This is a genomic window from Arthrobacter sp. TE12232, from assembly GCF_054062615.1.
Genome location: NZ_JBSSFK010000001.1, coordinates 3866897 through 3887613, shown reverse-complemented (window position 1 = coordinate 3887613; position 20717 = coordinate 3866897). Strand labels below are relative to the sequence as shown.

The 20717-nt window shown below is 66.5% G+C and carries 16 protein-coding genes; 3 read left to right on the top strand and 13 right to left on the bottom strand.

Translation table 11 applies throughout. The annotated features are described in order from the left end of the window. The first annotated feature begins 66 nt into the window (after positions 1–66). Together ACVWZ7_RS17385 and ACVWZ7_RS17380 are read left to right on the top strand one after the other, a co-directional pair. Positions 67–918 carry a LysM peptidoglycan-binding domain-containing protein gene (locus ACVWZ7_RS17385; RefSeq protein ID WP_456508568.1) on the top strand — a complete coding sequence of 284 codons (852 nt, stop codon included), beginning with the start codon at positions 67–69 and terminating at the stop codon, positions 916–918. A gap of 98 nt (positions 919–1016) precedes the next feature. After that, positions 1017–1493 carry an Rv3235 family protein gene (locus tag ACVWZ7_RS17380; protein ID WP_344367282.1) on the top strand — a complete coding sequence of 159 codons (477 nt, stop codon included), beginning with the start codon at positions 1017–1019 and terminating at the stop codon, positions 1491–1493. A 183-nt stretch (positions 1494–1676) separates the two neighbouring features. Here the strand turns inward: ACVWZ7_RS17380 and secA are convergent, their stop codons facing one another. The 7 genes from secA to mtrA form a co-directional block, all read right to left on the bottom strand. After that, positions 1677–4415, bottom strand: coding sequence for a preprotein translocase subunit SecA (gene secA, locus ACVWZ7_RS17375; protein ID WP_116766820.1), 2739 nt, complete (start codon positions 4413–4415; stop codon positions 1677–1679). A gap of 86 nt (positions 4416–4501) precedes the next feature. Further along, the gene (locus ACVWZ7_RS17370) at positions 4502–5737 is read right to left on the bottom strand and encodes a winged helix-turn-helix domain-containing protein (RefSeq protein WP_456508567.1); all 1236 of its coding nucleotides are present in this window, start codon (positions 5735–5737) and stop codon (positions 4502–4504) included. A gap of 32 nt (positions 5738–5769) precedes the next feature. Beyond that, positions 5770–6495 (bottom strand): ribosome hibernation-promoting factor, HPF/YfiA family, encoded by a 726-nt coding sequence (gene hpf, locus ACVWZ7_RS17365; RefSeq protein WP_344367279.1) that lies wholly within the window; start codon positions 6493–6495, stop codon positions 5770–5772. A gap of 171 nt (positions 6496–6666) precedes the next feature. Next, positions 6667–7521, bottom strand: a complete 855-nt coding sequence (locus ACVWZ7_RS17360; RefSeq protein WP_456508566.1) for a ComF family protein — start codon at positions 7519–7521, stop codon at positions 6667–6669. A gap of 257 nt (positions 7522–7778) precedes the next feature. Further along, positions 7779–9503 carry an LpqB family beta-propeller domain-containing protein gene (locus ACVWZ7_RS17355; RefSeq protein ID WP_456508565.1) on the bottom strand — a complete coding sequence of 575 codons (1725 nt, stop codon included), beginning with the start codon at positions 9501–9503 and terminating at the stop codon, positions 7779–7781. Beyond that, on the bottom strand, positions 9500–11677 hold the full coding sequence (gene mtrB, locus ACVWZ7_RS17350) for an MtrAB system histidine kinase MtrB (RefSeq protein ID WP_456509141.1): 2178 nt from the start codon (positions 11675–11677) through the stop codon (positions 9500–9502). The genes ACVWZ7_RS17355 and mtrB overlap by 4 nt, the downstream gene beginning before the upstream one ends. After that, positions 11652–12326 carry an MtrAB system response regulator MtrA gene (mtrA, locus tag ACVWZ7_RS17345; protein ID WP_344367275.1) on the bottom strand — a complete coding sequence of 225 codons (675 nt, stop codon included), beginning with the start codon at positions 12324–12326 and terminating at the stop codon, positions 11652–11654. The genes mtrB and mtrA overlap by 26 nt, the downstream gene beginning before the upstream one ends. Before the next feature lie 181 nt (positions 12327–12507). On the opposite strand from mtrA, the gene ACVWZ7_RS17340 reads away from it, so the two are divergent. Next, positions 12508–13215, top strand: coding sequence for a DUF4166 domain-containing protein (locus ACVWZ7_RS17340; RefSeq protein ID WP_344367274.1), 708 nt, complete (start codon positions 12508–12510; stop codon positions 13213–13215). A 39-nt stretch (positions 13216–13254) separates the two neighbouring features. On the opposite strand, the gene ACVWZ7_RS17335 is transcribed toward ACVWZ7_RS17340, so the two are convergent. The 6 genes from ACVWZ7_RS17335 to ACVWZ7_RS17310 all read right to left on the bottom strand — a co-directional run bounded on the left by ACVWZ7_RS17335 (position 13255) and on the right by ACVWZ7_RS17310 (position 20551). Then, positions 13255–14298, bottom strand: a complete 1044-nt coding sequence (locus ACVWZ7_RS17335; RefSeq protein ID WP_456508564.1) for a hypothetical protein — start codon at positions 14296–14298, stop codon at positions 13255–13257. A 2-nt stretch (positions 14299–14300) separates the two neighbouring features. Further along, positions 14301–14720, bottom strand: coding sequence for a chorismate mutase (locus tag ACVWZ7_RS17330; protein WP_116766813.1), 420 nt, complete (start codon positions 14718–14720; stop codon positions 14301–14303). A gap of 257 nt (positions 14721–14977) precedes the next feature. Further along, positions 14978–16678 carry an ABC transporter ATP-binding protein gene (locus ACVWZ7_RS17325; RefSeq protein WP_344367272.1) on the bottom strand — a complete coding sequence of 567 codons (1701 nt, stop codon included), beginning with the start codon at positions 16676–16678 and terminating at the stop codon, positions 14978–14980. Beyond that, positions 16675–17694 (bottom strand): ABC transporter permease, encoded by a 1020-nt coding sequence (locus ACVWZ7_RS17320; RefSeq protein ID WP_344367271.1) that lies wholly within the window; start codon positions 17692–17694, stop codon positions 16675–16677. Before ACVWZ7_RS17320 ends, ACVWZ7_RS17325 begins: the two co-directional genes overlap by 4 nt. A gap of 2 nt (positions 17695–17696) precedes the next feature. Then, a complete protein-coding gene (locus ACVWZ7_RS17315; protein ID WP_344367270.1) occupies positions 17697–18788 on the bottom strand; it encodes an ABC transporter permease in 1092 nt (363 codons plus the stop codon). A 134-nt stretch (positions 18789–18922) separates the two neighbouring features. Continuing rightward, a complete protein-coding gene (locus tag ACVWZ7_RS17310; RefSeq protein WP_344367269.1) occupies positions 18923–20551 on the bottom strand; it encodes an ABC transporter substrate-binding protein in 1629 nt (542 codons plus the stop codon). Positions 20552–20717: the final 166 nt, after the last annotated feature.

The window sequence follows — 20717 nt, the reverse complement described above, 5'->3', positions numbered from 1 at the left end:
CATCAAACAACATCAAACAACATCAAAATGTATCAAATGATGTTGAAGGTCGATGGAGGGTTAGCGATGGACCGGACAACAGGACAGAATCCCCACCCCCGGCCCCGGCAAACGGTCCGGGCCGACGCGGCCATGGCAGCCGTGATCCTGATGCTGGGCGTCTTCCTGGCTGCCACCGGAAGCTTCCTCGTCCAGCGCTGGCACTTAGCCGCCGAGCGCCACCAGTCACTGTCCTTCGAGGACCAACTGGGGATCGCGGCGAATACCGCGGGGCTGATCGTCATCACGTGGTGGGTCCTGTCCCTCGCCATCGCCGTCGCCGCGGCCCTGCTCGACCGTCTCGGCAGGACCCGCGCGGCGGCCGCCACGGGGCGCTTCAGCCCGGCATTCATGCGCCGGCTGGTTCTCGCCGCCGTTGGCCTGCAGCTCATGACCGCTCCGATGGCCAACGCCGCAATCGCGCACGACGTGCCGGATCCCGGCCGGCCAGTCCCGGCGGCAGTCTCGGTATCCTGGACACCCGCCCGCGCCGCGATGCCCGCTAGCGCCCCCGAACCTGCCCCGTCTTCGCCCCCTGCCCCGACGCCCGCCCCGGCGCCGCAGGTGCCGGCTACCGGCTCCGCGGTAAGTTCCGCGGTGGATCCCCGGTGGAAACCCCTCAGCCCGGTCGTGGATGCCGGCCCCCTGACGGCACGGCACGTGCGCACGCAGGACACCCCCGGCGCAGCCAGGGAGGTCACCGTCCGGTCCGGTGATTCGCTGTGGAGCATCGCCGCGGCCGCGCTGGGACCCCTCGCGTCCGACGCCGACATCGCCAGAGAGTGGCCACGGCTGTATGCGAACAACCGTGAAGCGATCGGAGCCAACCCCCACTTCCTGCGGCCGGGACAGGTCATTGTCCTCCCGCCGGGAATCTAGGGACACGCCGCATCACGCGTCACCCCAGCACGTCAGCACCACATGTCAGCACCAGCCGAGAGATCACCCCGCATCAGCAGCCCAGCAAAGGAACCGTCATGAATCCAGTCACCGGGATCCGCGCCGCCGCGGCGACCACGACCGCCTCCGCCCTCCGGGTTGTCTCCGGCACGGCAACACCAGCCATCCGCCCGGCTGCGGTCCCGGCGCCCCTGCGCGTGGTCGACGAAAACCATGAGATTTGTGCGATCTCCCGCAGCACGGTGCAGGCGGCCATCGAAGTCCTGGCCGGCACGCGGCCCGCGCAGCAGCTCTCCCGCCGGCTGGACCCCCGGTGCCTGGCGGCCCTGCAACACCGGGCCGCACTGACCCGTCGGGTCGCCTCCGGTAGCTCGCCAACGGCGGGCCGTCTGCACCGCAACCCGTCGGTCCGGTCCGTCCGGGCCTGCAGGGTGTCGGATGACGTCTATGAGGCGAGCGCAGTGGTGGTCGAGGAATCGCGGGTCCGCGCGGTCGCGTTGAGGCTCGAGCGCGGCACCGTGGCCTGGCGCGTCACAGTCCTGGAGATCGGCTGAGCGGCCCGGCCGGGGACCGGAAACGGAAACCCGTCGGCTGGGGGCGGGAACGATACGCAGGCCGGGTTCGAAGCGGAAACCCGGTTTGCAAGGAAAGGAGGCACAACGGCAGGAGGACCGGAACAATCGTTCCGGTCCTCCTGCGTTTGCCTCTGCGCCGGCAACCGCGACTGGCGCCGCCTGCTAGCGCCGCTTCTTCTTCGCGGTGCGGCGGCCGATGTCCTGCGCCGCAGCCTTGGCGGGGTTTCCTGAGCGTCCAGAAGCCTTCGCCTCGATCCGGGTCTGGGCGGCGCCGTCTTCACCGGGGGCGGTGTACTGCAGCTGCGCCGGCTTCTCCGGAGCCTCGAGTCCCGCGGCGTGGATCTGCGGCTCGTGGTGTTCCGTATGTTGGCCGGCGGCGTCCGCCACCACAACGTCCTCGGCCGGCGTCACTTCGACCTCGAGGTTGAACAGGAATCCGACGCTCTCCTCGCGGATGGCCTCCATCATGGCTTGGAACATGATGAAGCCCTCGCGCTGGTACTCCACCAGCGGGTCGCGCTGCGCCATGGCGCGCAGCCCGATTCCTTCCTTGAGGTAGTCCATCTCGTAGAGGTGTTCCTGCCACTTCCGACCGATCACGGACAGGACCACGCGGCGCTCGAGCTCGCGCATGCTTTCGGAGCCGATTGCCTGTTCCCGGGCCTGGTAGACCAGACGGGCGTCAGAGAGGATCTCTTCCCTCAGGAAGTCAACCGTGATGCGGGATTTGCCGCCGGCCTCGTCGATAACGTCGCGCGGCGTGAAGCTCACCGGGTACAGGGTCTTGAGGTTCGACCACAGGAGGTTGAAGTCCCAGTCGTCGCCCGTGCCCTCGGCCGTGGCCGCGTCAATGAACGCGTTGATGGTGTCTTCCAGGAAGTACTGGACCTTCTCGTGGAGGTCATCGCCCTCGAGGATGCGGCGCCGGTCACCGTAGATGGCCTCGCGCTGGCGGTTCAGGACGTCGTCGTACTTCAGCACGTTCTTGCGCTGCTCGGCGTTGCGGCCTTCCACCTGGCCCTGGGCCGAGGCGATGGCGCGGGAGACGAGCTTGGATTCGAGTGCGACGTCGTCCGGCACCGAACTGTTCATCAGGCGTTCGGCTGCACCGGAGTTGAACAGGCGCATCAGGTCATCGGTCAGCGAGAGGTAGAAGCGGGACTCGCCGGGGTCGCCCTGGCGTCCGGAACGGCCGCGGAGCTGGTTGTCGATGCGGCGGGACTCGTGCCGTTCTGTGCCGAGCACGTAAAGTCCGCCCAGGTTGAGGACTTCCTCGTGCTCGTCCTTGACGGCCTGTTTGGCGGACTCGAAAGCCTCGGGCCAGGCGGCCTCGTATTCCTCGGAGTTTTCCTCGGGGTCCAGGCCACGCTTGGCCAGTTCGGCGACGGCGGTGAACTCGGCGTTGCCGCCGAGCATGATGTCGGTACCGCGGCCGGCCATGTTGGTTGCCACGGTGACGGCGCCCTTGCGGCCTGCCTGGGCCACGATCGAGGCTTCCCGGGCATGGTTCTTGGCGTTGAGGACCTCGTGCCGGACACCTTCCTTGGCCAGCAGGCGGGAGAGGTATTCGCTCTTCTCGACGCTGGTGGTGCCGACCAGGACCGGCTGGCCCTTTTCGTGGCGTTCGGCGATGTCCTTGACCACGGCGTCGAACTTGACGGTCTCGTTCTTGTAGACGAGGTCGGCCTGGTCGATCCGCTGCATGTCGCGGTTGGTCGGGATCGCCACGACGCCGAGCTTGTAGGTGCTCATGAACTCGGCGGCCTCGGTCTCGGCCGTGCCGGTCATGCCGGCGAGCTTGTCATACATGCGGAAGTAGTTCTGCAAGGTGACCGTGGCAAGCGTCTGGTTCTCGGCCTTGATCTCGACGCCTTCCTTGGCTTCGATGGCCTGATGCATGCCCTCGTTGTAGCGGCGGCCGGCGAGGATGCGGCCGGTGTGCTCATCGACGATCAGCACCTCGCCGTCGAGGATGACGTAGTCCTTGTCGCGTTTGAAGAGTTCCTTGGCCTTGATGGCGTTGTTCAGGAAGCCGATCAGCGGGGTGTTGGCGGACTCGTAGAGGTTGTGGATGCCGAGGTAGTCCTCGACCTTCTCAATGCCGGCCTCGAGGACGCCGACCGTGCGCTTCTTCTCGTCGACCTCGTAGTCGGTCTCGGGCTGCAGGCGCGTGACGACCTTGGCGAATTCGCTGTACCAGCGGTTGGTGTCGCCCTGGGCCGGGCCGGAGATGATGAGCGGGGTGCGGGCCTCGTCGATCAGGATCGAGTCCACTTCATCGACGATGGCGAAGTGGTGGCCGCGCTGGACGAGTTCGGAGCTGTCCCACGCCATGTTGTCGCGCAGGTAGTCGAAGCCGAATTCGTTGTTGGTGCCGTAGGTGATGTCCGCGGCATACTGTTCGCGGCGCAGTGCCGGGTCCTGGTTGGACAGGATGCAACCGCTGGTCAGGCCGAGGAAGCGGTAGACGCGGCCCATGAGGTCAGACTGGTATTCGGCGAGGTAGTCGTTCACGGTGACCACATGGACGCCCTTGCCGGTGAGGGCATTGAGGTAGGCCGGAGCAGTGGCCACCAGGGTCTTGCCTTCACCGGTCTTCATTTCGGCGATGTTGCCCAGGTGCAGGGCGGCACCGCCCATGAGCTGGACGTCGAAGTGGCGCATGCCGAGGGTACGGGAGGAAGCTTCGCGGACGGCCGCGAAGGCCTCCGGCAACAGATCGTCCAGCTTCTCGCCGTCCTGGTGGCGTTCGCGCAGACGGTCAGTTTCCTCACGGAGCTCAGCGTCCGTGAAGGTTTGGAAGGAGCTTTCCAGGGCATTAATGGAATCGGCATAGTTCCGCAGTTGCCGCAGGGTTTTTTTGTCCCCCGTGCGGAGAAGTTTTTCGATAAGTGATGCCACGTGAAGTTGCTCCCAGTCTCAAGCTGCCGAATTCTGGCGTGTTTAGTCTACGGGAGAGACGCAGCGCCGGTGGCGCCTGTTCCCTCTCAGCGGATACTGCTGTTTGCCGGTTCAGCCACGGCTTCGGCGAGCGCCGGCGCAAGGTCCCCGGTTGGCGAGACAACCACCCCGCCGAGTCCCAGCCACTCTGCCATGAGCTTCAGTTCCGCGGCCAGTTCGACGGCGGTGTCCTCCGGAGCGCCTGGTTCGGCGTGGGCGGTCCGCACCAGAAGCAGGCCCCCGGCCCGGTCGGCTTTCAGGTCCACCCGCGCGACGATCGCGTCGCGCAGCAGGAAGGGCAGGACGTAGTAGCCGTACCGCCTCTTCGGTTCCGGGGTGTATATCTCGATCCTGTAGTGGAAGCCGAAGAGCTCCTGAAGCCGCCGGCGTTCGAAGACGAGGGAGTCGAACGGGCTCAGCAGCGCGCGGCCGGTGGCTGACCGCGGCAGTTTCGCCTCCACATGGCGGTACAAGGGTCGGTCCCAGCCGGCCACGGTGACCGGCTGCAGCCGGCCCGTGTCCACGAGGTTCCGGACGGCCATGGCGGCTGCTTTCTGGGGCGTCCGGAAATAGTCCGCGAAGCACCGCACGGTCCCGATGCCGTGGGCCCGGGCCGCTGCGTCGATCAGCCGGTCCATCGCGGCGGCAGCATCCGGTGCTTGCGCCGCGGCCTCACCGCCCGGTCCGGGCAGCACCCTGGCGGTGAGGGTGTAGCGCCGTTCGAACGATTCGGTCCGCGAGGCCGCGGAGACCAGACCTTCCTCAAACAGATGTTCCAGGACCCTTTTGACGGCATTCCAGTTCCAGCCCCATTGGTCCCGCTGCCGGTCCTCCACGTGGCCCAGCCGGGCGGTCAGTTCGGCTGCGGTCAGGGGTTGCCCGGCCGCCAGGGTTTCCAGCACCCGCGCCGCCACGCCGTTGCGCAATTCGGGGTCCATGGCGTGGGCGCCCACCCATGTGCGGTTCTGCCACTGCACGAGATCGTGGAAGTGGTCCGGCCGGATGAAGCAGGCTTCGTGCGCCCAGTACTCCATCATCCGGCGCGGGTGGGTCCCCGCCATGCGCTGCAGGATGGCGCGGTCGTAGTTGCCCAGCCGGGAGAAGAACGGCAGGAAGTGGCTGCGGGACACTACGTTGACGGAATCGATCTGGACCAGGTGCAGCCGGGCAAAGGTACGGCCCACCGCCCGTGCTGTCACGGGTCCGGCGGGCCGTTCCTTGTCCAATCCCTGGGCTGCCAATGCGATCCGCCGTGCCTGTGCCAGGCTCAGCGATGCTTGCACGTCAATCCCTTCGTTGGATGGTCTGCACCAGCTTATGCGGTGGCGGGCTCATCCTCTGAACGGTAGGCGAGGATCTTTTCTTCCAGACTTGAGTGTCCGGGCTCGCAGGTCTGGTCCAGGGAGATGACCCCGTAGGTCCAGCCGTCACGCCGGTATACGACCGACGGCGCCTTGGTCTCCTTGTCCACGAAAAGGTAGAAGTCGTGCCCCACAAGTTCCATGTTGTCCACGGCGTCATCGAGCGTGAGCTGGGCTGCGGGGAACACCTTCCGGCGGATCAGGACGGGCGAATCGCCGGCCGGAATGTCGTTCTCGACCTCATAGGGCGACTTCTCTGCAGCCGGGACAGGCGCCGCCTGCTGATTTGCCGCCTCAACGTAGAGGGGCTCGTTGGGGCTTGCGGGCTCCAGCGTTGCCGTGGCCTCAGTAACGGACTTTGGGGTGTGCCGGCCGTGATGGACCTTTCTACGGTCCCTGGCCCTGCGCAGGCGTTCAAGAAGCTTGTTGTAAGCGAGATCGAAGGCAGCGAACTTGTCGGCGGCACTCGCTTCAGCGCGGATTACGGGGCCGCGTCCCAAGACTGTCAACTCAACCGTGAGCGATTCTGCGGTCTGGCGGGCCTTGGTCTCCTTGGTGACCTTCGCGTCAACCCTCTGGACCTTGTCTCCCAACGAGGCGATCTTTGAGATCTTCTCGTCGGCATATTCGCGGAACCGGTCTGAGACCGTCAAGTTGCGTCCGCTGATCATGAACTCCATGGTGCCCTCCAAATGACTTCGGTGACACGACGGCGGTACTTCCCGGGGGCCGATCTGACTGACAGTCGAGCCCCTTTCCGAGCCGCTATCGACAGGTACATCTGTTCTTGGTACCCATCTTCGACGTTAGTTCATAGCAACCTGTTATTCATCCTTTTCCGGTTTATTTTTTTACTTCACGCCGGTCGCGCCCGCCACGGCGGGGCCGGAGGCATCACCGTCGGCGGTGGCCGGCGGGCGTGTCGCAGCCAGCACAACGGCGCCGCCTACAAGGGCCCCTGCTGCCCGCAGCGCACGGGCTGCCTCGGCCACAGTGGCGCCGGTGGTCAGCACGTCATCAACGATGATGCACGTCCGTCCCAGGACTGCCGGAGACCACAGGCCTGCCCTGGCCCGCATGGTTCCCCGCACGCGCCGGGAGCGGGCCCCCCGGCCCAGTCCCTTCTGTCCGCCGGCCCGCCTCAACCCGTTCATTACGACCCGCGGTGAAAGCTCCGGGGTTCCCTGGCCCGGCGCGGGCCGCGCGGTTTTCCGCAGTGCGTCCGCGACGGTGAACCCGGGGATTTCATCGCCGCGAACGAGCCGGCGGAGCAGGAGGTGGACGGGACTGAACCCCCTCTTGCGGAAGGCGGCGCCGCTAGTCGGTACGGGGACCAGGACGAGTCCCTCCGCCGGCCCTGCCGCTGCGTGCAGGGCCCGTGCGAGGCCCCGCGCCAGCTCGCCTGCCAGCCGCGCCTGGCCGTGGCTCTTGAAGGACAGGAGGCATTGCGCGAGCTCGGCCCGGTACGCCCCGGCCGCCACCACGGGCAGCAGCACGGAGCCGTCCGTGTCCATCAGGGCCGGCGCCTGGGCCTCGGCCCGGAACGGCCTGAGTGTCAGCAGGCGCACCTGCCGGGCGCAGGCGCCGCAAAGTGCAGAGTCTTCCGCGCCGCAGCAGACGCACTCCACCGGGATGGCGAGGGCGAGCACCTCGGCCGCAGCCGCCGCGGTCCGGTCGGACAGCCGCGCCAGCGGCCGCGCGTACACGCCGCGGTGCCTTGCCGGTGTCGGTGCAGCCGGGGCCAGGTCCGGATCCGCGACCGGTCGCCGCCCAGGATCGGGCCCCGCGCGTGGGGGACTGCGGCGGGCCGGCACTTCACGGTGTTCCCCGCCATTTCCGCCCCCGACATTTCCGCCACCATGGGGCATGTGAGTGATCATCCTCCGATCGTGGACCGGAGACTCGCACGCCGGTAGCACCGCGGGAGGCTATGTGGACAACCCCGGCGGTCTCACACCCGTGGTCAGCCCGGGAAAGACGGGTCGATGGGGCCCTTGAGCTGCGGCGACCAGCCGTTGCCCAGCCTCTGGAAGATCCCTTCCGCGGACTGGCCGTAGATCTCAGATGGCCCGTTTCCTGCGCTGAGGGCAGTCAGCCCGGGCCACGACGCCAGCTGCTGCGGCTGGGTGGAGGTCAGGGACAACAACTCGGGAGTGACGGCGTCGCTGGCGGAGGCCTTCATGACCGCGATTGTGGTGTCATCCACCCACACGCCCTGGTCCGGATCCCGGGGCGTCAGAAGCGTCAGGGGTACGGTCAGATCCCTTGGGGTGCCGTCCGTGTTCCGGATGATCCCGGTGATCTGGACCAGGCTTTTGCCGTTCTGCTGGGAAATGACCAGTGCACGCGTGCCGTCCCGGGATATCCGAAACTCCTTGACGGTCCGGCCGGCAAGCCATCCCGGGGTCAGGGTCACGGTGGGTACGTTTCCGCTCTCCGCCACACCGACCGGCCGGAAGGCAACCACTTCGGTGGCGCCGGCAGCGCCCGGCCCGGCGGTCCAGACCCAGTCGTACCGGCCGAACGAAGGCCGGGAGAGGGCGGCCCGCGTGGTCAGGGCCCTGGCCGGCTGGCCCGGAACGATCGAGTACAGCGTGGTGCGGTCGGCGTTGAGGAACGCAGCAGCCTGTGACTCGGCGGATTCCGCCGGCGCCCGCGGCGACAGGGCCGCGACGGACCGGATATCCGGCAGGGGTGAAAGCCGGTTGTTCTCGTACCGGACCAGGTCGTTGTTGCTGACGGCGATCTGATAGCCGGGGACGCTTTCGTCGCGGACCGGAGGCAGGACCGTTCCGTTGTCTTCGACGCGCACCAGATCCTGGTTAGCCCGGAGCTCGACGTTGATGACATCCGGCTGGCTGCGGAACGTCAGGGCCAGCTGCGTTTGCATCCGCAGCCGGTCCTCGTTGGAGGCGTCGACGAGGTCCTTGGCCGTGAGATCCACCTGGGCGGCGCCGGAGACCACGGGCACAGACTCCCGCGCCAGCTTGATGCCCGACGGGAATGCGCTGACGACGGCGCCCTTGAGGTAGGGGGCCGGGCCGCCGAGCAGTGCGCTCGTCATGGCCTTGACGGTTTTCTTGCGGATGAACCACCGGACATCGGGCACGGCGTAGGTGAAGGTGGGGTCGTAGAAATAGATCGGGTAGGCGCCGTAGATGACCTTGAAGGTTTCCTCCGGAATCGCCGTGCCGTCCGGGAGATCCGAGATCCGCCACTCGCCGTCCACCTGGGTCAGCGTGACGGGTATGTTCTCGGTGGTGCCCTCGGGCAGTTGCGTCGCCACGCCGTCGGCGTCCACCGAATAGGCGAGGTCGAGCTGGTAGTTGAAGACGTTTTCGACGCCGGTGGCCACCACCGAGGCCTTCCGGAAAACAAGAGCCCGCTGGTCCGGCTTCCATGTCACCGATGACGCCTGGGTGAGGTACTGCCGGGCGACGGCGTAATCGTCTTCGTAGCCGCTTCCGGCCAGGTAGAAGTCCTCAATGACCGCCTCGGGCCCGGCGCCCGGACGCGGCGCGGCCGGGAAGAACACGGGGGCATTGGGGTTTCCGGCGCTCTCATCCTTGCTCTTGCCCACCGGGCCGGAGCGCGGAATCTGGGCGCACGAGGTCAACAGCAGCAGGACGACGGCCAGCAGCGCCGCCCCTACCCTGGTGAGTTTGCCGGAAATGGAAACACTGCTCATGCCCTGCCTTCCGTTCCATGGCCCCGGAGGCCGGCCGCGCCGCCGCCCGGGCTCGCCCCGCCGACGCCGGTAGCGCCGTCGCCAGCCAAACCGTCCGCCATGAGGTCGTCGGCGCCGGTCCCGCCGTCAGGTTTGCCCTGCGTTCCTTCCGGTGTATCTGCTGCCGGTACCGCGGCGGCCGGCGGCCGGTCCAGGAGCAGCACTGTTCGCTGGCTGCCGGGCCCCGGGAGCCCGACGTTGACCGGTTCCAGCTGGAGCGGAGACCGGGTGATCGGCTCGTCGCGGCGCAGGGGAAGGGTCAGCCGGAAGTTTGACCCGTTGCCCTTGCTCCCCCACGCCTGCAGCCAGCCGTCGTGGAGCTTGGTGTCTTCGGCGGCGATCGACAGTCCCAGCCCGCTGCCTCCCGTAGTGCGGGCGCGGGCAGGGTCGGCGCGCCAGAAGCGGTCGAAGACGCGGGCGGCCTCGGCCGGTGTCATGCCGATTCCGTGGTCCCGCACGGCCACGGCCACCGCGGTGTCGTTGGCGGCCACGGAGATGTTCACCGGGCGGCCCTCGCCGTGTTCAAGGGCGTTCAGGACAAGGTTGCGCAGGATGCGGTCGATCCTGCGGTCGTCCATGTCGACGATGATGCTGCCGGCCGGTGCGTTGAAGGTGACGGCGGACCCGTATTCGGCGGCGACGGGCGCCACTCCCTCGATGACGTGGGCGACGAGCTGGACGATGTCCGTGGGTTCGGCGTCGAGAGTGGCGGCGCCCGCATCAAAGCGGGAGATTTCCAGCAGGTCCGCCAGGAGCGACTGGAACCGTTCCACCTGGTTGTACAGCAGTTCAGCAGAGCGTTTGTTGATGGGGTCGAAGTCCTCGCGGGCGTCGTAGAGCACCTCCGCGGCCATGCGGACCGTGGTGAGCGGGGTGCGGAGCTCGTGCGACACATCGGAGACGAACCGCTGCTGCATTTGCGAGAGCGTGGCCAGCTGGGTGATCTGCTCCTGGAGGCTTGCCGCCATGTGGTTGAACGAGGCCCCGAGCCGGGCGACCTCGTCCTCGCCCTTGACCACCATGCGCTCCTGCAGCTGCCCGGCGGCGAGCTTTTCGGAGACGACGGCGGCATGGCTGACCGGGCTGACCACGTTGCGGGTGACGTACCAGGCGACGCCGCCGATCATGAGGACCAAAAGGGCACCGCCGGCCAGCAGCACGTTCTGGATCTCGTCCAGCGTCTTCTGCGCCGTGTTGAGGTCATAGATGAGGTAGAGCTCGTAGACGGTGCCGTTGAAGGTCACCTTGTTGCCGACCGCGATGCCGGGCCGGTCCTCGGTCCCCACGGGGAACTGGGTTGACGCCCAGTACTGGTCCTTGCCCGAGTCCTGCACGGCCTTGCGCAGCTCCGGGGGGATGACGGCGATGGTGAGCTGGTCCGAGGCCCGGGATTCGACCCAGCGGTTGCGCGGCTTGGTCTGCTCCGGCATCGCTTCGAAGACATAGCGCCGCTGAATCACGGACCCGCGTCCTTCGACGGCGTTCAGGGTGTCATAGACCAGGGTGATGACGCTGGACTGGTCGGTGACCTGGGCGCCGTCGAACGTGTCCTGGACCTGCTTGACGTTGTAGCGGGTCTCCGACTCGGCCTGCGCAAGCCGTTCCTGGAAAAGGTTATTGGCGATCTGGTTGGACAGGTAGGCGCCCACGACGGCGAACGAGCCGATGGCCAGCAGGAGCGTGGTCAGGACGGTCCGGAACTGCAGCGAACGCCGCCATTTCCGCTGTACCGCGCGGAGCAGGTAACGGATGCCGGGCAGGAGGCTGCCGGCCCCGGTGCGGACCAGGCGCGCGACCCGGACCCCAACGATCCTCGCGCGTTTGGCCCATAGCCGGGTCCGGAAGGCGAGCCCGCGCCACGGTCCCCGACTGCCCGGGCCGGCAGACGGCGATTCCGGCTCCTGGGATTCCGGCTCACCGGATTCAGCCACACCGGATTCCGGCACGGCAGATTCCGCCACAGCGGATTCCGGCACGCCCGGTACGGGCTCATGGGATGCGGACGATTCAGCGGGCGCTTCGCCGCGCGTCATGTCCGGAGTCATGTCCGGAGTCGTGTCGTGCCCGGATTCCGGCCCGGCGGCCTGTGCGACGCTGCGGTCCGCAGGCTCAGGAACCTGCTTTATAGCCGACACCACGGACCGTCAATACAACTTCGGGGGCCTCGGGGTCACGTTCGATCTTGGACCTCAGCCGTTGGACATGGACATTGACCAGCCTGGTGTCGGCGGCGTGCCGGTAACCCCAGACCTGCTCAAGGAGAAGTTCACGGGTGAACACCTGCCACGGCTTGCGGGCCAGGGCGACGAGTAGGTCGAATTCCAGCGGCGTCAGGGAAATACGGTCGTTGCCGCGGCTGACCAGGTGGCCGGCGACGTCGATCGTGACGTCTGCGATGCGCAGGGTTTCCGGGGCCTTCTGGTCCCCCGGACGGAGCCGTGCCCGGACCCGGGCCACGAGCTCGGCGGGCTTGAACGGCTTGGGCACGTAGTCATCGGCACCGGACTCGAGGCCGCGGACGACGTCCGAAGTATCCGCTTTGGCAGTGAGCATCACGATCGGCACGTCAGATTCGGCGCGGACCTGGCGGCAGACCTCAATGCCGTCTATCCCGGGCAGCATGAGGTCGAGCAGGACGAGGTCCGGCTTGGAGGAGCGGAACACGTCCAGCGCCTGTCCACCGTCGGCGCAAAAGACGGGTTCAAAGCCGTCATTGCGCAGCACAATACCGATCATCTCGGCGAGCGCCTCGTCATCATCCACTACCAGAATGCGTGCCTTCATAGTTATATATTCCCCCATTGAATTCTCTTTGTCGTATCGGACGGCCTTCCGGCATGGCGCAGGCGGGCGTGCCGCGGCCGCCGGGACCACGCTGGTACGCCGGACATTGTGACAATTGCCGCGTTGTCCTGCATGCTGTGGACAGGCCCAGTGAACCGGCCCCGGACCGCAGGAGGAACCCGTGAACACCCCCATTTATGAGCGCGCCCTGGGCAGTGACTTTGCCCGACTGCAGCCGGAACTCCAAGCGTACTTCTCCCTGGCGCCGGGATCCGGCCACTACGGCGTCGGCGAGGGGGTGTTCGACGTCGTCGGCTGCCGCCAGGCGTGGCTGCGCCCCCTCCTGCGGCTCACCGCCGGCGAGCAGGCCTTCTTCCCCGAATACGGCGAGGGCGTTCGTTTCCGGATCGAGAACCACGCCCACCTGGACCCGTTCGGCAGGTCAAGCCTGACCGCCCGGCGGGAGATCTTCTTCCCGGGAACCACCCGGCTGTTCCACGACACCACGAGCTTTGACGACTCCCGGACCAGGCCGGGACTCGTGGACTATGTGGGCCGGTTCCGGCGGCTCGTCACCGACCTCAACCTCAGCGTCACGCCGGAAGGCCGGCTCCGCGGCGTGTCCGAGGCGTCCCGCCTGTTCCTGGGACCCCTGCGGATTCCGCTGCCGGCCGCCCTCGACGCCAAGGCCTATGCCGAACAGTGGTGGGAGCCTCAGGACGGCGGCCGGCACCGCATCCAGGTCAAGGTGATCCAGCCCCAGCTCGGCCTGGTGCTGGTGTACGCCGGCCATTTCGACTACCGGCTCGAGCCCTACCCCGCCGGTGGCACAGCGCCGGGCTACCTGCCCGGATATGCCCGCCCGGACGGCTGGGAGAGCAGGGTCTGACCCGGCAGTTCCGCCAGTCCCAATAGTCCCGGAAGGCTGCTAGCCGAGGGCGAGCTGGTTGAGCCCGTCAGCCACCTGGGTCAGCCGGGTCAGGACCTCTGTCGCCGCGGCGGGCGAGTGCCGTGCCAGCCCGTCCGACGGCGTGACCCTGAGCGCGCCCAGCGTGGATGCGGGAAGACCCAGCTGCCGCCAGGGCCGCCACACGTTTTCCACGACGTCGCGGACCTTGGGCAGCGCCGCGGCGGGGTCTGCCACGTCCAGCGCCCCGGCCCAGAGCCGTTTTCCGGCCTCCACGGCGCCGGCGAGCTGTTCCCACTGGCGCGAGGTCAGTGCCCGGAGCGGGACGGCGATTCCGTCCGCGCCCGCCGCCAGGATCCGCTCAAACGGCGCCTCGACCTCCGAGACGGCCACCACGGTTTCGACGGCGCCCGCGGCGCGGAGAGCGTCGATGACCAGCTGCCAGGACTCGGTGGCTTCCCGGCCCGGCACAGAGCGCAGCGTCCGGTACCCGCTGGCGGTGGGAATGGTGCCGGCCAGCACGGAGGCGATGTCCGGCTCGTCGATCTGGACCACGATCCGGGCACCCGGGGCGGCCGCGGCCACGCGCTTGAGGTAGCCTTCCACTCCAGCTGCGAGCGATTCCGCAATCTCCCGCCGGGCGCCGTAGTCGATCAGTGCCCGCTCCCCGTTGTGGAGGTGGAGGCCGGCGGCCAGGCTGAGCGGCCCGCGCAGTTGGATTTTGATATCGTCCGAGGGCGCTTCCTCGGCCCCGATTAAGTCCGCGAGGACGTTAATGTCGGTGGACAACGCCGACTTCGCCCGCTGCAGGTCCTTGCCAGGACGGTCAACGAGCCGCCACCCGTGTGGCTGGACGTCGACGGCGAGTTCCACAAGCAGGGATGCGGTGCGGCCCAGGGCATCGGAGCCGACGCCGCGGTCGGGAAGCTCGGCCAGGAACGGCAGGTGAGGGCTGCCCAGTTCACCGCGGATGATGCGGGCGGCCTCGGCCGGGTCCTCGCCGGGCCACGGACCCAGGCCCGTCGCGGTGACTTGGCCGGGGGCGGGCAACGCTGCTGCGGCCATGGCTATGCGTTTGCGGTGCGGTCGGCGTCCGCCGGGCCGGCGGCCTGGGCGGCTGCTTGGTGGTCCTCGGCAATGGCCTCGTGGTGGCGGATGACCTCGCCGATGATGAAGTTCAGGAACTTCTCCGCGAAGGCCGGGTCCAGATGGGCCTCGGCGGCGAGGTGCCGCAGCCGGGCGATCTGCGCCGCTTCACGGCCGGGATCCCCGGCGGGAAGTTTGTGCGCGGCCTTGAGGAAGCCGACCTTCTGGGTGGCCTTGAAGCGCTCGGCGAGGAGGAAAACGAGGGTGGCATCGATGTTGTCGATGCTGGAGCGGATCGACAACAGCTCCGCCATCACCGCAGGATCCACCGAACCGGCCAGGGAACTTGCCGCCGGGTCGTAGGAATCGGTGTCAGGAAGATTGAGGTTCTGCTCGGTCATTGACCCAGTCTAGGGGCACGGCGGCTAATGCTTTCTGCTGTTAAGCACCGTTGCAGGCACGGGCCGAAGGCAAACAGGCAGGCAAAGAACCGCGCACAAGCCGAACACAATGTCATGCACAAAATAGGGCACAAAGCCGGACACAAAGTGGACATGCCCACCGTTCGTGGCGAACGGCGGGCATGTCCATTGGCGGTGTCCCCTGCGGGCGGGGAACCGGACCGGCAGGCAGCGGTCCGGCATGCAGGCATCCGCGGTTAGCTGTGCAGCACAGCCCGGAAGGCCTCGCGCCGCCTGGCCTGTTCGTCCGGATCCGGAACGGGCAGCGAGGCGATGAGCTTCTTCGTGTAGTCGTGCTGCGGGTTGCCCATGACCTGGTTGCCGAGGCCCTGCTCCACCATCTTGCCCTTGTAGAGCACGCCGACCCAGTGGGAGAGCATGTCCACGACGGCGAGGTCATGGCTGATGAACAGGCACGCGAAGCCGAATTGCTGCTGGATCTCCTTGAACAGTTCCAGTACAACGGCCTGCACGGAGACGTCCAGGGCCGAGGTCGGCTCATCGGCGATGAGCAGCTTCGGGTTCAGGATGAGCGCCCGTGCCAGGGAGGCGCGCTGGCGCTGCCCGCCGGAGAGTTCATGCGGGAACCGGTCAGCGTACGACGCCGGCAGCTGCACGGATTCGAGCAGCTCACCCACCCGCTTGCGCGCCTCGGCCGGGCTCGGGTTGGAGTGGATGATCAGCGGTTCCGCCACGCAGTCGCCGATAGTCAGCTGCGGGTTGAAGGAGGCGGCCGGGTCCTGGAACACGAAGCCGATCTCCTTGCGGAGCGGTTTGAAAGTGCGCTCCTTGAAGTTCAGCATTTCGTAGCCCAGCACCTTAAGGCTGCCGCCGGTGGTCCGGTTGAGGCCGGCGATCGCCCGGCCGATCGTGGTCTTGCCGGAGCCCGACTCCCCCACGAGGCCGAAGACTTCGCCTTCGGACACGGTGAAGGTGACGCCGTCGACGGCCTTGAAGGCAGGGCTGCCCAGCCGCCCCGGATACTCGATGGTCAGGTCTTTGGCCTCGACCAGCACTTTGCCGCCCTGGTGGGCGCGTTCCGTCATGCCTTCGGACGCGGAATTGCGGCCCAAGTGCGGGACGGCTGCCAGGAGCTTCTTGGTGTAGTCCTCCTTGGGCTGGGCGAACAGGACCCGCGAGGAAGCCTCCTCCACGACGTCACCCTGGTACATGACGACCACGCGGTCGGCGAGGTCGGCGACGACGCCCATGTTGTGGGTGATCAGCACGATGGACGTGCCGTACTGGTCGCGCAGGTCCCGCAGCAGTTCCAGGATTTCCGCCTGGACGGTGACGTCCAGGGCGGTCGTCGGCTCGTCGGCCACGATAAGGCCAGGGTTCAGGGCCAGTGCGGCGGCAATCACGACGCGTTGCTTCTGACCGCCCGAGAACTGGTGCGGGTAGTAGTTGACCCGTGTCTCCGGGTCCGGGATGCCCACCTTTCGGAGGGCTTCGACGGCCCGCGCCTTGGCCTCCTTGGCTGAGATCTTGTGGCCGCTGGTGTCGGCGTGCGCCCGGATGCCTTCGGCAATCTGCCATCCGACGGTGTAGACCGGGTTGAGTGCCGTGGATGGTTCCTGGAACACCATGGCGACGTCCCGGCCGCGGATCTGCCGCAGCTTGGCCGCGCTGACGGTAATGACGTTGTTGCCGTTGATCAGCACAGCGCCCTGGCTGGTTGCCGTTTCCGGCAGGAGCCCCAGGATGGTCTTGGCAGTCACGGTCTTGCCGGATCCCGATTCGCCAACGATGGCGAGGACCTCGCCGGGGTTGACCTCAAGGCTGACGTCCTTGACGGCGAAGACGTCGCCGCTGTCGGTTGCGAACGTGACCTTGAGGTGGTCGATGTCCAGGACGGGGCCGGAGCCTGTGCCCGGCCGGTCGATGTTGGTGGTCATGGCATTCTCGCTTCTGCTTCAAGGGCGGCCTGCGCGCCGGCGGTGGAGCCGGGGCCCCCGGCAGGAACCTTGCTTCCGGCTTTCTTGCGGCCCCTGAGCCGTGGATCGTTGAGATCGTTCATGCTCTCACCGACGAGGGTCAGACCGAGAACGGTCAGGACGATGGCTGTACCGGGGTAGACACCGGTCCACCAGATGCCCGACGAGGCGTCAGCTATGGCCTTGTTGAGGTCGTAGCCCCACTCGGCGGCGGAGGACGGTTCGATGCCGAACCCCAGGAAGCCGAGCCCCGCCAGAGTCAGGATAGCCTCGGAGGCATTCAGCGTGAAGATCAGTGGCAGCGTGCGGGTCGCGTTCTTGAAGATGTGGCGGCCCATGATGCGGACGCTGGATGCACCCACCACCTTGGCTGATTCGACGTACGGCTCTGCCTTCAGCCGGATGGTCTCGGCACGGATGACGCGGAAGTACTGCGGGACGAACACCACCGAGATGGAGATGGAGCAGGCAAGGATGCCGCCCCAGAAACTGGACTGGCCGTGGTTGATGACGATTGACATCACGATTGCCAGCAGGAGCGACGGGAAAGCGTAGATCGCGTCCGCGATCACCACCAGCGTCCGGTCCAGCCAGCCGCCGAAGTAGCCGCTGAGCAGGCCAAGCGCGACGCCGAGGAAGATCGACATCACGACGGCGACGACGATCACGACGAACGCCGTCTGGGCGCCCCAGATCACGCGGGAAAAGACGTCGTAGCCGCTCACCGTAGTGCCCCAAATGTGGGCAGGACTGGGGGGCTGCTGTGCGGGGAAGGTCCCGGACGCGTCGCTGAGCTGGGCAAAGCCGTAGGGGGCGATGATCGGCGCCAGCGCCGCCGTTAGTAGGAAGAGGACAGCCAGCACCAGACCGGTGACGAGCATGCCGCGTTGCAGCCCGACGCTCGTCCGGAAATGCGAGATGACCGGCAGGCGGTAAAGGAGGGGCTGCTTGCGCCCGCTTACTGTGGTTGCGTTCATGGCTAGTACCTCACTCGCGGATCGATCAGGGCTGCGACAACGTCCACGATGAAGTTCGTGATGGCAACGATGACGGCCAGCAGCACGACGATGCCCTGGACGGCGACGAAGTCGCGGGAGTTCAGGTATTGCACCAGCTGGTAGCCGAGGCCCTTCCACTCAAAGGTGGACTCCGTAAGGACGGCTCCGCCCAGCAGGAGTGCAATCTGGAGCCCCATGACCGTGATGATCGGGATGAGGGCAGGCTTGTAGGCATGCTTGGTCACGAGTCGGAAATTGCTGACGCCGCGGGACCTGCCGGCCTCGACGTAATCCTTGCCAAGCGTACCGATGACGTTGGTGCGGACCAGCCGGAGGAAGACCCCTGCCGTCAGTAGGCCCAAGGTGACCGCGGGGAGGATCGAATGCGCCCCGATGTCGCCGAGCGCGGCCATGTTGCCGCTGCGCAGCGCATCCAGCCAATAGATCCCGGTCGGCGCGGCCAGGCTTCCCATGGCCAGTTCGGTCCTCGTGGAGGCCCGTCCCGCCACGGGCAGCCAGCCGAGCCAGACGGAGAAGGTTAGCTTCATCAGCAGACCGGCGAAGAACACCGGGGTGGCGTAGCAGAGGATGGCGAAGAACCGCAGGACGGCGTCGGGTGCCTTGTCGCGCTTGTAGGCGGCGATGAGGCCGAGCGGGATGCCGACCAAAAGCGCCACGATGAGGGCATTGATGGCCAGTTCAAGGGTTGCCGCGCCGAAGGTTGCGAGCATTTCAACCACGGGTCGGCGGTCGGTGATGGTGGTGCCGAAGTTGCCGGTCGCCACCTGCCCAACGTATTCCAGGTACTGAATCAGGATCGGGCGGTCGTACCCGGCGTCGTGAATGCGCTGCGCCAGCGCCTCCGGGGGAAGCCTGCCGCCCTGGGCGGCGGTGATGGGGTCGCCGATGACCCGCATCAGGAAGAAGACCAGGGTCACCAGGATGAAAATGGTCGGAATGATCAGGAAGAACCGGATCAGGATGTAGGTCCCCAGGCCCCCACCTGAGGATTTTTTCTTGGACGGAAGGAGTCCGTCGGCGTCGCTTGGCGGCGCCTCTATCAATGTTGTCATTGGTACCTAAGATTGTGCTTTCGCGGCCATGGGCCGGCCGGCGTGAACTGCAAGGTGCGGCAATGACCAGCAAAGGCGGGGCGCCTCGAGGGCACCCCGCCTCGCAGGCTGGTCAGGACAGCAGGGTTGCAGCCCTACTTGGAAACAGTTCCCAAACGGAACTTGAAGGAGGCATCGAGGGTGGTATCGACACCCTTGACGCCGCTGCCGGAAATGGCAACCTGCGCGCCCTGGAGCAGCGGAAGCGTGGAGATGTCCTTGGCGAGGGCATTCTGCGCATCCTTGATCGTGGACTCGCGCTCAGTCTTGTCGACGGTGGTCAGCTGCTTGTTGATCAGGTCGTTGACGGTGGGGTTGTTGTAGTGGTTCTTCAGGAAGCCGCCTTCCGGGAAGAACGGCGTCAGGTAGTTGTCGGCGTCGCTGAAGTCCGGGAACCAGCCGAACTGGAACAGCGGGTATTCATCCGCGCGGCTGGCCTTGCTGTAGGTGACCCATTCTGTGGACTGCAGGTTGACCTTGAACAAACCGGACTTCTCCAGCTGGTCCTTGATCATGGCGTATTCATCGCCGGAGGACTTGCCGTAGTGGTCGGGGTTGTACTGCAGGTTCAGCGACACGGGCGTGGTCACACCGGCGTCGGTCAGGACCTTCTTGGCCTTGTCCAGGCTGGGCTTGCCGGCGTCGCCGTAAGCGTCCTTGAACGACTCGTTGGCGCCGAGGAAGCCGTTGGGAACGTTGGAGTACAGGGGCAGATAGGTGCCCTTGTAGACCTGGTCAGCGATGGCCTGCCGGTCAACGAGGTTGGCGATGGCCTGGCGGACGGCCGTAGCCTTGGCCGGATCGGCGTCCGGCGCCTTCGCGCCGAACGGCATGGTGTCGAAGTTGAACGTGATGTAGCGGATTTCGCCACCCGGGCCCACGTTGACCTTGACCTTGGAGTCCTTCTTCAGGTCATCGATGTCCGTGGCGCTCAGGCTGCGGTTTGCGACGTCGATGTTGCCCTGCTGGACGTCCAGCTTCATGTTGGTGGGGTCCGCGTAGTACTTGATCGTGGCGGCATCGTTGGCCGGCTTGCCGAGGACGCCCTGGTAGTCAGGGAACGCCTTGAAGCTGATCAGTTCATTCTTCTTGTACGTGTCGATCGTGTACTGGCCGTAGAACGCCTTGGCCTTGACGATCGAGTCGTCGTCAAGCAGCTTGTCGGCCGGGAAGACTTCATCGTCCACGATCGGCGCGGCGGGGCTGCTGAGGATCTGCGCGAAGGTCTGGTCGTTGGCCAGCTTCAGCTTGAACACGACGGTGTTGGCATCGGGGGCGGTGACGCTTTCCACGTTGGCCAGCAGGCTGGCGGGGCCGGCGGGATCGTTGATCTTGATCTGCCGGTCGAAGGAGAACTTGACGTCCTTGGAGTCGAGCGTGTGGCCGTTGGCCCACTTGAGTCCCGGCTTGAGCTTGACCGTGTATTCGGTCGGCGACGTGAAGGACGCGGACTCGGCCAGGTCCGGAACGGGATCTGCGCTGCCCGGCTTCGAGTTAAGCAGGAAGGAGTAGATCTGGTTCATCACCATGAACGAACCGTTGTCGTAGGAGCCCGCCGGGTCCAAGGCGGTGACCTTATCCGTGGTGCCATAGGCGATCGGACCGCTTGCCGCGGCTGATGACCCGCCAGAGCCGCCGGACGGTCCCGTGCAGGCCGTCAGTGCAAAGGCGGAAACCCCGGCCAGCGCGATGACGCTCTGCCAGGCCTTTTTGTTCATTGCCATCTGTGAACTTTCTGTTCGATGCGTTCTAGCGCAGCCCGAAGTGAAACGAGTGACTCGTCGGGCGGCACGCTTTGCTGATTCCTAGATTCAATCAGACGACCGCTAGGTGAATCGTTGCATTTTGTGAGTTGAGACACAAAATTTATACGAAACGAAGGTTTCTGCC